A 14,308-nucleotide genomic window follows, 5' to 3' on the forward strand; every position below is an offset into this window, starting at 1 on the left:
GCTCAGGCCGCCTGCTGCTGCAGCGCACGCGCGATGCGCTGCAGGTCGACCATCTGCAGCATGCGGCGCGCGTCGCCCTGCCCGACCTGGGCGAGCTGGCGCGAGTGCACCGCCTGCGCCAGCGCATCGCGGGCATCGCCCAGCACGGGCAGCGCCGGCTCCCAGTCGGCCGGCTCGATGCTGCGCAGCATCGGCACCGCGAAGCCCACCGGCACGCCCTCTTCGGCCTCGACCACCAGCACGCTGACCGCCGGCGTGACTGCCGGCGGCGGCAGGCCGTGCAGCCGGCTCAGGCACATCACCGGGATCGAGCGGCCCCGGTGCGCGACCAGACCGAGCATCACGCCGCCGACCTCGAGCACCGCGATCTCGCAGCCGAAGGGCAGGATCTCGCGGATCTGCCCGATCGGCGTGGCCACCTCGCGGCCGAGCTGGTAGGTCACCATCGCGCGCTGGCCGGCGGCCTGCAGCGCCACGGCCGCGGCGCCGTCCGCCGGCGCCGACCCCGCGGCGGCCCCGCGCAGCGCCGCGACCGGCCGACCGCTGGCCGCCAGGGCCTGGAGCCCGGCGTGTCCGAGCAGGCCCCGCGGGCTCAGCACCAGGAACTGCTGCACCGTCGGCGGCAGCAGCGCGCGCACCTCCTCGGCCAGCGCCTGGATGGACAGCCCGCCCTCGAACAGGTCCTGCCGCGGCAGCGCAAACGCCGGCACCGGCATCACCGCATCGTCATCGACGCGCACCACGTCGAGCACCCGGTCGATCAGGAAGGCCACCAGGCCGGCCTCGAGCCGCACCATGAAGGCCTGGTGCGTCGCCTCCTGCGCACGCTCCATCCGGCCGAGCCCGCACAGCGCCGGCAGATCGACCACCGGCACCTCCTCGCCCGCATGCTCGAGCACGCCGATGCAGGCCCCGGATCCGCCCAGCACCGAGGCGCGCACCTGCGGCGAGGGCAGCGTCGCATGCACCGCCATCGCCGGCAGCGCCAGCGGGACGCGGCCGCAGGTCATCAGCAGCATCGGCAGGCCCGAGGCCAGCGGCTCGTCGCTGACGCTGCCGTCATGCACCCGCTGGCGCTGCGGCTCCGGATCCTCGACGCAGGGCAGACCGGGCAGCGCCAGCAGCGCCGCCGGCGACAGCACGCTGATCAGGCCCGCGTCGTCGGCACGGCGCAGGCTGCCGGCCAGCAGCCCGCCCGGCGCGGCGCGGTTCATCCGCCCGCCCTCGCTGCGGAACACGCCCGTCACGCCCTCGCACAGCAGCCCCAGGATGCGACCGTCATGCACCACCAGCACGACGCACGGCCAGTCGACCGGATCGATCGCCAGCCCGATCAGCGGCCGCAGGTCCAGCACCGGCACCAGCACGCCGCGCAGGTCGATCGCGCCGAGCAGCCCCTCGGCCCGCACCGGCAGGCGCTCGAGCCGGCCGCAGGGCACGACCTCGCGCAGCGCGCTCATCGGCAGCGCCAGCTGCAGGCCGCCGACCCGCATGCCGCCGAAGTCGCCGGCCGGATCGATTCCGCTCACGACTTCACCGAGCCGGTCAGCGCCCCGATCAGCCCGGAGACCTCGCCGGCCAGACGCCGCTGGCCCTCGGTGGCCTGGGCGATCTCGGACACGCTCGAGCGGGTGCGCCCGACGCTGCTCATGATGCCCTCGAAGCTGCGCGCGGCCTCCTTGCTGACCTCGGCGCCATGGCCGACCTGCATCACCGACTCCTCGATCAGCTTGGCGATCTCGCGCGCCGCCACCGAGCTGCGCTCGGCGAGCTTGCGCACCTCGCCGGCCACCACCGAGAAGCCCACGCCGTGCTGGCCGGCGCGCGCCGCCTCGATCGCGGCGTTGAAGGCCAGCAGATTGGTCTGGCTGGCGATCTCGCCGATCACGCGCACGATCTCGGAGACCCGCACCGAGCTGGTCTGGATGCTGCCGATGGTCTCGATCGACTTCTGCAGCGCCGCGAAGCCGCCCTGCGCGGCGCAGGCCGCCTCGCCCGCCATCTCGGCGGCGACGCCGGAGTTGCGCGCGATCTCGGTGATGCTGGCCACCAGGCTGGCCACGCTCTCGCTCATCTCGGCCGACTTGGAGGCGATGCGCTTCTCCAGCTGCACCTCCTTCGTGACGTCGAAGGCGTACTTGACGATCTTCATGACCCGGCCGTTGAGGTCGAGGATCGGGTTGTAGGTCGCCTGGATCCAGACATCGCGGTTGTACTTGCCCACCCGGTGGAAGCGGCCGCTGAGGAACCTGCCCTCGCCCAGGCGCAGCCAGAAGTCGCGGTACTCCTCGCCCTGGGTGTATTCCGGCGTGCAGAACATGCTGTGGTGCATGCCCTGGATCTCGCGCAGCGTGTAGCCCATCGCGGCGAGGAAGTTGCGGTTGGCGCTCAGCACCCGGCCATCGAGGTCGAACTCGATCACCGCCTGGCCGATGTCCATCGCCTGGACCTTGGCGACGTACTCGGCATTGCGCAGCCGCGCCTCGGTGACGTCGCTGGCGAACTTGACCACCTTCACCGGATGGCCGCGCCGGTCCAGGATCGGGTTGTAGGTGGCCTGGATCCAGATCTCGCGCCCGTCCCGGCCGATGCGCTTGTACTCGCCGGAGAAATACTCGCCGCGCGAGAGCCGCTCCCAGAAGGTCTGGTAGTCGCTCGAGCCGACCTCGGCCGGCGCGACGAACATGCGGTGGTGCCGGCCGGCGATGTCCTCGGCCTTGTAGTCGAACAGGCGCAGGAAGTTCTCGTTGGCGTGCAGCACCCGCCCGCTCAGGTCGAACTCGATCACCGCCTGCGCGCGGTCGATCGCGCCGAGCTTGCCGGCCGCATCGAGCCGGGCCTGCTGCTCCTGGGTGATGTCCTGGGCCAGGATCAGCACCTTCATCAGCGTGCCGTCCAGGTTCATCACCGGACTGCGCGTCGACGAGAACCACGCCTCGCGCCCGCCCGCGGCCTTGCGACGGAAGGCGCCGCTGCAGGAGCGCCCGGAGCGCAGGCCCTGCCACATCGCCTCGTATTCCGGGGAATGGCTGTCGTCGTCGAACAGCAGCGAGCTCTCGGCACGCCCGATCAGCTCCTCGCGCGAACAGCCCAGCGCCTGCACGAACCGGTCGTTGATCGACTGGATGCAGCCATCTCGATCGAGCACCATCATGCAGCTGGTGGCGGAGACCGCGTCCATCATCGTCTGGGTCTCGAGGCTCTGCTGCCTGGCCTCGGTGATGTCGCGGCAGTGCTTGACCACCTTCACCGGCTGGCCATCGCCGTCGAGGACCGGGTTGTAGCTGGCCTGGATCCAGATGCGACGACCGTTCTTGCCGAAGCGCAGGTACTCGCCGGAGAGCACCTCGCCATGCGCCAGCGCGTGCCAGAACTGCCGGTACTCGGACGAGCGCCCCTCGCTGTTGTCGACGAAGACGCGGTGATGCTGGCCGCGCAGCTCCTCGCGCGTGTAGCCGACGAGCTTCAGGAAGTTGTCGTTGGCGTCGAGGATGTTGCCCGTCAGGTCGAACTCGACGATGCCATGCGAGCGCGAGATCGCGTCGAGCCGGCACTGGTTCTCGACCGACTGGGCCTTGGCCTCGGTCACGTCCCGCGCCAGCATCAGCACATGGACCGGATGCCCCTGCGGATCGCGCACCGGCAGCATCGACAGCGCCAGCCAGACGGTCCGGGCCTGCGGGCCGATGTGGCGCAGCGTGCGGATCACCGGCCTGCCGTCGTGCAGCAGCTCGAGCAGGCCGCCCGGCTCGCCCGTGGGCCGGACTTCCGTGCAGAAGCGGCTGTAGGGCTGGCCGATCACGTCCTCGCGACGGCTCTCGAAATGCGCGAGAAAGGCGTCGTTGGCGCTGCGGACCGTGCCGTCGAACTCGATCTCCGCCACCATCAGGTGGCTGTTGATCGCGGAGATGCTGGATTCGGTGAGGTTCGGGGTGTTCATCGTCGGCGGGAGCTGGGAACTGCGGCCCGATGATTCTCGGCACCCTGCCCCCACCCCCGATCCGCGGATCAGGACCCCGATTGCCCCCCTGTCGGATCCGGGCTTTCAGATCAGCGACATGCGGCGCGCCGCCTCGCGCAGCTCGCCGCGGAAGTCCGGATGCGCGATGGCGATCAGCGCGGCGGCGCGCTCGCGCAGCGAGCGCCCGCGCAGCTGCGCGATGCCGTGTTCGGTGACGACATAGTTGACGTCGTTCTTGGTCGTCGACACGAAGGTGCCCGGCGAGAGCACCGGCGCGATGCGCGAGACGGTGCCGCCGCGCGCGGTCGACGGCAGCACGATGATGCCGCGCCCGCCCTCCGACAGGTTGGCCGCGCGGATGAAGTCGGCCTGGCCGCCGGTGCCGGAGAACGGCGTCGGCCCGAAGCTCTCGGAGCCGCACTGGCCCGACAGATCGACCTGCAGCGAGGCGTTGATCGCCACCAGGTTGTCGTTGCGCCCGGCGATCGCCGGATCGTTGGTGAAGTCGACCGGATGCATCTCCAGCATCGGATTGCGGTGCATCGCGCGGTAGAGCCGCGCGGAGCCCATGCCGAAGGTGGCGACGATGCGCCCGGGCATGAAGTTCTTGCGCCGGCAGGTGACCGCGCCGCTCTCGACCAGCGACAGCAGGCCGTCGCCCATCATCTCGGTGTGGATGCCCAGATCGCGCTTGTCGTGCAGCTGGGTCACCACCGCGTCCGGGATGCTGCCGTAGCCCAGCTGCAGCGTGTCGCCGTCGCGCACCAGGCCGGCCACATGCGCGCCGATGGTGCGCTGCACCTCGTCGATCTCCGGCAGGCCGACCTCGCGCAGCGGCGCGCCGCTCTCGACGATGGCGCTCACCTGCGAGATGTGCACATGGCAGGCCCCGAAGGCGAAGGGCACGTTCGGGTTGACCTCCAGGATCACCTCGCGGGCGCGCTCGATCGCCGCCATCGTGAAGTCCGGGCTCAGGCTGATCGAGAAGAAGCCGTGCTCGTCCATCGGCGAGGCCAGCGTCATCACCACCTCGCAGCGCTGCTCGCCGCGGCGGATCAGGCGCGGGATCTCCGAGAAATGGCAGGGCACCTGATCGACCCAGCCGGCGGGAAAGCCGGCGCGGATCGACGCGCTCAGGAACAGCGAGCGCGCGCGCAGCCGCGACGGATCGGGATCCTGCATGTAGCCCTGCGGCGCCAGCGGCAGCAGCTGGCTGATCGTCACGTCGGAGAGCCGGTCGCGCCGCGCCGACAGCGCGCGCAGCAGCTCGGGCGGCTCGCCGACGGCCGAGGCGACCAGCACGGTGTCGCCGTCGCGCACCCGCGCGGCGAGGACCTCGTCGGCGCGGCCCAGCCGGTCCTGGTAGAGCGACTGGGGCGATGCAAGGGTGGGAACTCGGTTCATGTGCTGTTTCTCCTGGGCCCTGGGCTGGTTGAGTGCCTGTGAGTGTTCGGGGTTCCTGGGGGCTGGGCCGTCCGGCCCATTCTAGGAAGCGCCGGCCTGCAGCGGGGGCCCGGACAGTCACCCTCGCGTCACCGGTTACATCGATGTTTCATGCGGCGATCCCGGCGACAATCGCGCCCATGCTCGCCTACCGCCACGCCTTCCATGCCGGCAACCATGCCGACGTCCTCAAGCACCTCGTCCTGACCCAGGTGCTGCGCTACATGACGCAGAAGGACAAGCCCCTGACCCTGATCGACACCCACGCCGGCGCCGGCGGCTACGGCCTCGACAGCAACCACGCCCGCAAGCACGCCGAGTACGACGACGGCATCGGCCGCCTCTGGGGCCGCAGCGACCTGCCCGAGGCGCTGGCCGACTACGTCGGGCTGGTGAAGGCCTTCAACCCGGACGCCTCGCGGCTGATGCGCTATCCCGGCTCGCCCACGCTGGCCAAGATGCTGCTGCGCGCTGACGACCGCATGCGCCTGTACGAGCTGCACTCGACCGACTTCCCGCTGCTGCAGGAGACGATGGCCGAGCGGCGCGAGACGGCGGTGATGAACCGCGACGGCTTCGGCGCGCTCAAGGCCGACCTGCCGCCGCCCTCGCGCCGCGCGGTGGTGCTGATCGACCCGTCCTACGAGATCAAGACCGACTACGCCAAGGTGGTCGCCGCGGTGCGCGAGGGCCTGGAGCGCTTCGAGGACGCGGTGATCCTGGTCTGGTACCCGCAGCTGCAACGGCTGGAGCCCCGCGAGATGGTCAGCCGGCTCAAGGCCGCGGCCAACCAGGGCGCGCGCCGCGGCTGGCTGCACGCCAGCCTGTCGGTGGCCGCACCGACCAGCGACGGCTTCGGCATGCTGGGCTCGGGCATGTTCGTGATCAACCCGCCCTTCGTGCTGCAGCAGATGCTGGCGCAGACGCTGCCGGTGCTCAAGCGCGAGCTGGCCCAGCACGACGGTGCCAGCTTCGTGCTCGAGCAAGGCACGCGCTGAAGACGCCGGACGCCGCTCAGCGCGGCCGGCGCCGCTTGATGCCGCTGACCATCGCGGCGACCAGGTTGGTGCGCTCGACCGCGCTCATCAGCAGCGCCGCGGCCACATGCACGCCGGCCAGTCCGAGCAGGGCCTCGGCCAGCCCCTCATGCAGCTCCTGCAGCCATTCCTCGCCCCAGAAGGCGTCGGTGGTCTGCAGCCAGCCGGTGACGCCCAGCGCCAGCACCACCGCCAGCAGCGCCAGCATCATCAGCGCGCCCAGCGGGTTGTGGCCGGCGTGCGTGCCGTGGCAGCCGGCCCGCAGGTCGGCCAGATGGGCGCGCAGCCGCGCTGGCGTCGGCCAGAAATCGGCGAAGCGCGCATGCCGCGTGCCGACGAAGCCCCAGACGATGCGCGCGAGCACCAGCGCGCCGGCCGCGTAGCCGATCCACTGGTGCACCCGCTCGCCATCGTCGATGACGAACTCGTTGAGCGCGATGCAGGCCACCAGGCCCCAGTGGAAGATCCGCACGAACGGATCCCACACCCGGACCTCTCCAGGCTCCAGGTCGGACGGCGACGTGCCCGTGCTCACTTGGACTCGAGCACCGCGGCCGTGGCCGGGTCGAAGTAGATCTCGACCTTCTTGCCAGCCTTGTCCTGGCCGTAGATCTCGTAGCACTGGCCCTTCGTGACCTTGAAGGTCTTGATCTTGTAGCCCTCGCCCTCGAGCTTGGCCTTGAAGTCGGCCTCCTTCATCCAGCTCTCCTTCGGCGCCTTGCAGGTCGGGCCGGCGGTGGCGGCGGTGGCGGTCAGCAGCGCGGCGATCAGGATCATCAGTCGGTTCATCGTTTCGGTCCTTCGTTCGGGGTCAGGGGGAACGACCCCGGGCGGGGCCGCGATCGCATTGCAGCGCCGGGGCGTGAAGCCGGACTGAAGCCGGACCGCGGATCAGGGACGAAAAAACCGATGGGCACGAAAGATGCCGGCGAGACATACCCCCTTGAAAAGGGGGGTCCACTTTGCCTTTCTTGACGGATTCAGCGCTCGATGCGGCAAATTTTCGCATCTATCATGAAGGACACCCCACAAACACGGGACAGTACCGATCCCGTGCAGATCCTGTTCCGATCCCTGGTCCGCGGAGTCCGCCATGAATCTCGTCCTCGCCCCGATCGCCTCGCCCGCCGTGCGCAGCACCGCCTGGCTGCTGGTCGCGCTGCAGGTGCTGGCGATGACGCTGCTGACGCTGCTGATGGGGCTGCTGCCCGGCCTGAGCCCCTCGGTCGAGAAGGCGCTGTTCGGCGCCTGGGTGATGCTGGTGGGCGTGTCGATCGCGTTCACGCCGCTGGTGCCACCGCGCGAGCGCGCCTCGCACCTGCTGGGCTTCGGCCTGGGCTGGCCGATGCTGCAGGTGCTGGCGTCGTGGGCGGTGCAGGCGCTGCTGCTCTGAACGCGGCTCAGCGCAGCGCGGCCGCCACCGGCGGCGGCGGCACGGCATGGTCGAGATCCGGGCGACGCCACGGATCGACATGGGTCATCAGGTTCAGCACCCGGTGGCGCTGCATGACCCGGCGCCGGGCCTCGACGGCGATGTCGTGGCCGGCCTCGACGCTGAGCGTGGCCTCGACCTCGAGGTGCGCGTCGACGACGATCATGTCGCCCATCTTGCGGGTGCGGATGTCGTGCACGCCGCTGACGCCGGGCGTGCCGGCCAGCGTCTCGCGGATGGCCTCGACCTCGCTGTCGTCGACCGCCCGGTCCATCAGGTCGTGCAGCGCGTCCCAGCCGAACTCCCAGCCCATGCGAGCGACCAGGAAGCCGACGATCAGCGCGGCGATCGGATCGAGCAGCGGGTAGCCGGCCAGGTTGCCGACGATGCCCAGTCCGACCACCAGCGAGGAGGCCGCATCCGAGCGCGCATGCCAGGCGTTGGCCACCAGCATGCTCGACTTGACCCGCTTGGCCACCGCCAGCATGTAGCGGAACAGGCCCTCCTTGGCCAGCAGCGCCAGCCCGGCCACCCACAGCGCCAGCGGCGCGACCGGCGCGATCTCGTCCGGGTTCTCGAGCTTGAGGATGGCCGACCAGACCATGCCCAGCCCCACGGCCAGCAGCAGCGCGCCCAGCACCAGCGAGGCGGCGTTCTCGAAGCGCTGGTGGCCGTAGGGGTGGTCCTCGTCGGCGTCCTTGCGGCTGTGATGGCTGGCCAGCAGCACGACGAAATCGGCCACCAGATCCGACAGCGAGTGGATGCCGTCGGCGATCAGGCCCTGGGACTTCGACAGCACGCCGGCGACGATCTGGACCGTCGTCAGCACCAGATTGACGATCACGCTGACCCAGGTGCTGCGGGACGCGGCCCGGGCGCGGTCCTCGGCAAGACCGGGACCGTCCTCGTCGTCATCGGGCAGAGGGGAAAACTGCATCGGAGCGGGCCGACCCGGAGGGCCGGCGTGAAAGTGGAGATCCCCTCATCCTAGCGCCGGTGCTGAAGCCGGCGTGAGGCCCGGCGCGGATCAGCCGCGCAGCGCCTGCGCCTCGGCCGCCAGCCGGGTGATGCGCGCCCAGTCGCCGGCCTTGACCGCGTCGGCCGGGGTGAGCCACGAGCCGCCGCACACCTTCACGTTGGGCAGCGACAGGAACTGCGGCGCCGTCTCCAGCGTGATGCCGCCGGTCGGGCAGAACACCACGTCGTGGAAGGGGCTGGCGAAGGCCTTGAGCAGGTTGACGCCGCCCACCGCGGTGGCCGGGAACAGCTTCAGGAAGCGGTAGCCGTCGGCGCTGGCCATCATGACCTCGCTGGCGGTGGACACGCCCGGCAGCAGCGGCAGGCCGATGTCCAGGCAGGCGCGGCCGATCTCGGGGGTGTAGCCGGGGCTGACGGCGAACTGGCAGCCGGCGTCCCTGGCGGCCTGCGCGTCGGCGATCGAGCGCACCGTGCCGGCGCCGACGATGGCCTCGGGCACCTCGGCGATCATCGCCTTGATGCAGTCGAGCGCCGCCGGGGTGCGCAGCGTCACCTCCAGCACCTTGACACCGCCGGCGACCAGCGCGCGGGCCAGCGGCACCGCGTCCTCGACGCGGTCGATGACGATGACGGGAATGACGGGGCCGTGGCCGGCCAGATCGAGGGTGTTCATGGGGAGACTCGCGATTCGTGAGGGTTCAAGGCCCGGTCAGAGCCAGGTGACGGCGCCTTCCTCGGCGCTCAGCACGTTGCGGCGCATGCCGCCGAAGAGTTCGCGGCCCAGGCCGTGCGCGGCGTCGTCGGCCAGGTCGGCCGGGCGATCCTCGATGGTGCGCGCGGCCCATTCGTCGGCGCCCACCAGGGCATCGAGCGTGCCGGCCACCGCGTCGACGCGGACGAGGTCGCCGCTGCGCACCTTGCCCAGCGGGCCGCCGCCGAGCACCTCGGGGCTGACGTGGATCGCCGCGGGCACCTTGCCGGAGGCGCCGCTCATGCGCCCGTCGGTCACCAGCGCGACGCGGAAGCCCTTGTCCTGCAGCACCGCCAGCGGCGGCGTGAGCTTGTGCAGCTCGGGCATGCCGTTGGCGCGCGGGCCCTGGAAGCGCACGACGGCGACGAAGTCGCGCTCGAGTTCGCCGCGCTTGAAGGCCTGCTGCAGCGCCTCCTGGCTGTCGAAGACGATGGCCGGCGCCTCGACGACGTGGCGGTCCTCGGGCACGGCGCTGACCTTCATGACGCCGCGGCCGAGGTTGCCGGCCAGCAGCTTCAGGCCGCCGCTCTCGCCGAAGGGCTCGGCGGCGGTGCGCACGATCTGGTCGTCGATCGGGGTGGCCGGCAGGTCGCGCCAGGCGAGCAGGCCGTCCGCGCCCTGAGCCGCCAGCACGGGCACGCGGCCGTAGGCGGCCATGCCGCCCTCGGCCACCGTCATCACGTCACCGTGCAGGCAGCCCGAGTCGAGCAGCTCGCGCAGCACGAAGCCGGGGCCGCCCGCGGCCTGGAACTGGTTCACGTCGGCCTTGCCGTTCGGATAGACCCGCGCCAGCAGCGGTGTCGCGGCCGACAGCTCGGAGAAGTCGGTCCAGTCGATGAGGATGCCGGCCGAGCGCGCCACCGCCACCCAGTGGATCAGGTGGTTGGTCGAGCCGCCGGTAGCCAGGAGCGCCACCATCGCGTTGACGATGCAGCGCTCGTCGACCAGCTCGCCGATCGGGGTGTAGCGCGCGCCGCCCTTGCGGATGGCCAGCACGTTGCGCACCGCCTCGCGGGTGAGTTCCTCGCGCAGGCCCTCGTGCGGGTGGATGAAGGCGGCGCCCGGCACATGCAGGCCCATCGCCTCCAGCAGCATCTGGTTGGAGTTGGCGGTGCCGTAGAAGGTGCAGGTGCCGGCGCCATGGTAGGCGGCGGACTCGGCCTCCAGCAGCTTGTCGCGCCCGACCAGGCCCTGCGCGAACTGCTCGCGCACCTTGGACTTCTCGCTGTTGGACAGGCCGGTCGACATCGGCCCGGCCGGCACGAACACGCAGGGCAGATGACCGAAGTGCAGCGCACCGATCAAGAGGCCCGGCACGATCTTGTCGCACACGCCGAGCAGCAGCGCGGCGTCGAACACGTCGTGCGTCAGGCCCACCGCGGTGGCCATGGCGATGGTGTCGCGCGAGAACAGGCTCAGCTCCATGCCCGGCAGGCCCTGGGTGACGCCGTCGCACATCGCCGGCACGCCGCCGGCGACCTGCACCGTGGCGCCGAGGCGGCGCGCCTCGTCGCGGATCACCGCCGGAAAGCCCTCGTAGGGCTGGTGCGCCGACAGCATGTCGTTGTAGGCGGTGATGATGCCGATGTTGGGTGCCTTCTCGGCCACGACGCGGAACTTGTCCGAGCCCGGCAGCGCCGCGAAGGCGTGGGCCACGTTGGCGCAGCCCATCCGGTCGGCCCCGCGCGGGCGCGCAGCGATGGCACGCGTGCGCGCCAGATAGGCCTGGCGCAGCGGCTGGCTGCGTTCGCGGATGCGGGCGGTGATGTCGGCGATCTGGGATTTCATGGCGTTGGGCTGGCCTGGAACGGCCGTGAAACTTTCGGATGATTACAGCGTAACCGGGTTACATCGTCAAATCATTCGCCAGGAGCCCACGCAAGAAAAAGGCCCGGCGCCGCGACGATCGCGGCCCGGGCCTGCGCAAGCGCCAGCCCTCGCGGGCCGGCCGACGCTCAGGGCGCGTCAACGATGCGGATCTCGACGCGACGGGCCTCGCGGTCGGTGCCGCTGCCGGTGGTGCTTTCCGGCTTGCGCAGCAGCACCTGCTGCAGCGGCACGCCGCCGACGATCAGTGCCGCACGCACGGCCTTGGCGCGCTGCTTGGCCAGCTCGGCGTTCTTCGCCGGGTCGCCGGTGGAATCGTGATAGCCCGACAGCAGCACGCGCTTGCTGCCGTCGCCGGCCAGCGCCTTGACCACCTCGGCCAGCGCGCCCGCATCCTGCGGCGACACCTCGGCCGAGCCGGTCTCGAAATACAGCACCGCCAGCGCCGGGCCGGTCGGGTTCAGGTCGACCAGCACATCGGTCTCGCCGGTCGAGGCCGCGGCCGCCGCGGTCTGCGCCGCCGGAGCCGACGGGCCCTTCAGGGTGCGCGTCACCGCAAAGCCCAGCACGCCCAGCAGCAGCACCGCCACGCTGGCGAACACCACCCACAGACCCACCTTGCGGCTGTCGTCGCGATCGTCGTCACTCATTTCGAACCTCCTCATGTTGATGAACGCGGCAGTTTACGGTGACAAACATCACGCATTCTTGACTTTGGGAGGGGCCGTCGCGCTCTTGTGGCGACAGCACCACTGCACCGACACTGCGGTGATGGACCTCGCGCGCATCCATGACGATCTCGAGCGGCTGCTCGCCGGCGGCACCGGCCTGCAGGTCTTCGGCTATGGCTCGCTGCTGTGGCGGCCGGCCTTCGCGCCGGCCGAATGCCTGCCGGCGCGGGTGCATGGATGGCACCGGGCACTGCGGATGCGCTCGCGCGTCAACCGCGGCACGCCGCAGTGCCCGGGGCTGGTCTTCGCGCTGCTGCCCGGCGGCTCGTGCCGGGGCGAGCTGCACCGCGAACACGACGCGCGCGCCCATGCGACGCTCGACGCGCTGTGGGAGCGCGAGATGCCCGGCGGCGGCGTCTACCGGCCACGCTGGATCGACTGCCACACGCCGCGGGGGCGGCTGCCGGCGCTGGCCTTCACGCTGTCGCCCGCGCATCCCAGCCATGTCGGCCGGCTGGACGACGCCGCGCTGCTGCAGGTGCTGCGCCAGGCCCGGGGCCGCTACGGCAGCACGCTCGACTACCTGCTGCGCACCGCCGCGCGCCTCGAGCAGCTCGGCATCCGCGATGCCGAGGTCTCACGCCTGGTCGACCTGGCCGAACGGCATGGGCTGACGGACCGCGAGCGCCGGCTCGGCCTCGATCAGCCGCTCGAGGTCGGCCTGCGTGTCGATGTCGACCAGCACGCCGGCGTCGCCGGTCTCGACCGGCACTGAAGGGTAGCGCGCCAGCACGCGGCGCAGCCCCTGGTCGCCGCTCAGGCGCGAAAGCTCGTTGTACAGCTCGGCCGACAGGCCGACCGGATGGCCGGCGCGGCCGCCATGCTGCGCGCAGACGATCGGCGCAGCCCCCAGGCAGACCGCGCGCGCCACCGCCTGCAGCGTCTGCGGACGCACCCGCGGCATGTCGCCGGGCAGCACCAGCCAGCCGCAGGACTGCGCCCGCGCACACACGCCGGCCGCGATCGAGTAGCCCACGCCCAGCGGCTCGCGGCTGGCCGAGCCGACCGGCGGCAGCAGCACGATGTCGCGCGAGGCCACCACCTCGCGCACCAGGCCGACCAGCGGCGCCACCGTCACCACCACCAGCGGCAGCCCCGAGGCCAGCACCGACTGCAGCGTGTGCGCCAGCACGCTGGAGTCCCCCAGGGGCGCGGCCAGCTTCGGCGCTGTCGTGCCGAAGCGACGTCCGGCCCCGGCCGCGACCACCACCACCGTCGGAAGCGTGCGCGTCGGGCTCATGCCACCCCCTCCCCCGCGCCTCTGGAATGCTGCACTGCGATCATGCCGCTATCGAAACCGACAAGCGCCGCGCAAGGAAGTGGTGCCTTCACTTAAGGAAGATCACTAGCGCCGCCGCGACCCGCCCGGGATCGGGGCGGAAGGCGCTCCACGATGGCGCATACTGGCGCCATGAAGGACATCGCCCACCTGCGCAAGAGTTACGAGAGCGGCGAGCTCGAGGAGGCCCAGGCCCATTCCGAGCCGCTGCAGCAGTTCGAGCAGTGGCTGCACGCGGCGCTCGACGCCGGCGTGCCCGAGCCGAACGCGATGACGCTGGCCACCGTCGGCGCGGACGGCCGCCCGTCGACCCGCATCGTGCTGATCAAGGACTACGACGCCCGCGGTCTGGTCTGGTACACCAACTACGACAGCCGCAAGGGCCGCGAGCTCGCCACCCACCCCTGGGCCGCGCTGCAGTTCCACTGGGTCGAGATGGAGCGGGTGGTGCGCATCGAGGGCCGGGTCGAGCGGGTGACCGAGGCCGAGTCGGACGCCTACTACGCCTCGCGCCCGCTGGATTCGCGTCTGGGCGCCTGGGCCTCGCCGCAGAGCCAGCCGATCGAGTCGCGCGCCACCCTCGTCGCCAATGCGGCCAGGGCGGCCGCGCGTCATGGCCTGAACCCGCCCCGTCCGCCGCACTGGGGCGGCTTCCGCCTCGATCCGGACCGATGGGAGTTCTGGCAGGGCCGCAAGTCGCGCCTGCACGACCGGCTGGTCTACCAGCGCGACGCCACCGGCACCTGGCAGCGCCTGCGCCTGGCGCCATGAAGTGAATATTTCGCGCAAGCCTTGTTATCAAATGATGATTTCCGAAACCTGAAGGAGGCCGGGCACCGAGAATCGCAGCGTTACCAGACCTGCGCTCT

Annotated in this window: 13 protein-coding genes and 1 pseudogene; 4 read left to right on the forward strand and 10 right to left on the reverse strand. The window is 71.2% G+C overall.

What is annotated here, in order from left to right; translation table 11 throughout:
* Positions 1–2 precede the first annotated feature (2 nt).
* The 3 genes from HNQ01_RS16295 to HNQ01_RS16305 all read right to left on the reverse strand — a co-directional run bounded on the left by HNQ01_RS16295 (position 3) and on the right by HNQ01_RS16305 (position 5,365).
* Positions 3–1,529: a chemotaxis protein CheW gene (locus HNQ01_RS16295; RefSeq protein WP_173806483.1), complete on the reverse strand. Its 1,527-nt coding sequence runs from the start codon at positions 1,527–1,529 to the stop codon at positions 3–5.
* Positions 1,526–3,940, reverse strand: coding sequence for a methyl-accepting chemotaxis protein (locus tag HNQ01_RS16300; RefSeq protein ID WP_173806484.1), 2,415 nt, complete (start codon positions 3,938–3,940; stop codon positions 1,526–1,528). Before HNQ01_RS16300 ends, HNQ01_RS16295 begins: the two co-directional genes overlap by 4 nt.
* A 105-nt stretch (positions 3,941–4,045) precedes the next feature.
* Positions 4,046–5,365 carry an acetyl-CoA hydrolase/transferase family protein gene (locus HNQ01_RS16305; protein WP_173806485.1) on the reverse strand — a complete coding sequence of 440 codons (1,320 nt, stop codon included), beginning with the start codon at positions 5,363–5,365 and terminating at the stop codon, positions 4,046–4,048.
* A gap of 179 nt (positions 5,366–5,544) precedes the next feature.
* Here HNQ01_RS16305 and HNQ01_RS16310 point away from each other — a divergent pair, with 179 nt between their 5' ends.
* Entirely contained in the window at positions 5,545–6,402 is an 858-nt protein-coding gene (locus HNQ01_RS16310; protein WP_173806486.1) for a 23S rRNA (adenine(2030)-N(6))-methyltransferase RlmJ, read from the forward strand.
* Positions 6,403–6,418: 16 nt separating this feature from the next.
* On the opposite strand, the gene HNQ01_RS16315 is transcribed toward HNQ01_RS16310, so the two are convergent.
* Together HNQ01_RS16315 and HNQ01_RS16320 are read right to left on the reverse strand one after the other, a co-directional pair.
* Complete coding sequence (locus HNQ01_RS16315; protein ID WP_353621724.1) at positions 6,419–6,976, reverse strand: cytochrome b/b6 domain-containing protein; 558 nt, start codon at positions 6,974–6,976, stop codon at positions 6,419–6,421.
* Complete coding sequence (locus HNQ01_RS16320; RefSeq protein ID WP_173806487.1) at positions 6,973–7,230, reverse strand: PepSY domain-containing protein; 258 nt, start codon at positions 7,228–7,230, stop codon at positions 6,973–6,975. The genes HNQ01_RS16315 and HNQ01_RS16320 overlap by 4 nt, the downstream gene beginning before the upstream one ends.
* Positions 7,231–7,534: 304 nt before the next feature.
* On the opposite strand from HNQ01_RS16320, the gene HNQ01_RS16325 reads away from it, so the two are divergent.
* Positions 7,535–7,834 (forward strand): hypothetical protein, encoded by a 300-nt coding sequence (locus tag HNQ01_RS16325; RefSeq protein ID WP_173806488.1) that lies wholly within the window; start codon positions 7,535–7,537, stop codon positions 7,832–7,834.
* A gap of 7 nt (positions 7,835–7,841) precedes the next feature.
* Here HNQ01_RS16325 and HNQ01_RS16330 read toward each other — a convergent pair whose 3' ends face one another.
* From HNQ01_RS16330 to HNQ01_RS16345, 4 genes are all read right to left on the reverse strand, one after another.
* Positions 7,842–8,810 carry a cation diffusion facilitator family transporter gene (locus HNQ01_RS16330; protein WP_173806489.1) on the reverse strand — a complete coding sequence of 323 codons (969 nt, stop codon included), beginning with the start codon at positions 8,808–8,810 and terminating at the stop codon, positions 7,842–7,844.
* 90 nt (positions 8,811–8,900) lie between these two features.
* On the reverse strand, positions 8,901–9,524 hold the full coding sequence (locus tag HNQ01_RS16335; RefSeq protein WP_173806490.1) for a bifunctional 4-hydroxy-2-oxoglutarate aldolase/2-dehydro-3-deoxy-phosphogluconate aldolase: 624 nt from the start codon (positions 9,522–9,524) through the stop codon (positions 8,901–8,903).
* A gap of 36 nt (positions 9,525–9,560) precedes the next feature.
* Positions 9,561–11,390 carry a phosphogluconate dehydratase gene (gene edd / locus HNQ01_RS16340; protein ID WP_173806491.1) on the reverse strand — a complete coding sequence of 610 codons (1,830 nt, stop codon included), beginning with the start codon at positions 11,388–11,390 and terminating at the stop codon, positions 9,561–9,563.
* Positions 11,391–11,557: 167 nt separating this feature from the next.
* Positions 11,558–12,079, reverse strand: a complete 522-nt coding sequence (locus HNQ01_RS16345; RefSeq protein WP_173806492.1) for an OmpA family protein — start codon at positions 12,077–12,079, stop codon at positions 11,558–11,560.
* A 121-nt stretch (positions 12,080–12,200) separates the two neighbouring features.
* Here HNQ01_RS16345 and HNQ01_RS16350 point away from each other — a divergent pair.
* Positions 12,201–12,698 (forward strand): annotated as a pseudogene (locus HNQ01_RS16350) (gamma-glutamylcyclotransferase); the annotation flags it as partial.
* Positions 12,699–12,737: 39 nt separating this feature from the next.
* Here HNQ01_RS16350 and HNQ01_RS16355 read toward each other — a convergent pair.
* A complete protein-coding gene (locus HNQ01_RS16355) occupies positions 12,738–13,400 on the reverse strand; it encodes a nucleotidyltransferase family protein (protein ID WP_173806493.1) in 663 nt (220 codons plus the stop codon).
* 171 nt (positions 13,401–13,571) lie between these two features.
* On the opposite strand from HNQ01_RS16355, the gene pdxH reads away from it, so the two are divergent.
* On the forward strand, positions 13,572–14,210 hold the full coding sequence (gene pdxH / locus HNQ01_RS16360) for a pyridoxamine 5'-phosphate oxidase (protein WP_173806494.1): 639 nt from the start codon (positions 13,572–13,574) through the stop codon (positions 14,208–14,210).
* Positions 14,211–14,308 lie beyond the last annotated feature (98 nt).

Source organism: Sphaerotilus uruguayifluvii, assembly GCF_013294065.1.
GTDB lineage: Bacteria > Pseudomonadota > Gammaproteobacteria > Burkholderiales > Burkholderiaceae_C > Sphaerotilus > Sphaerotilus uruguayifluvii.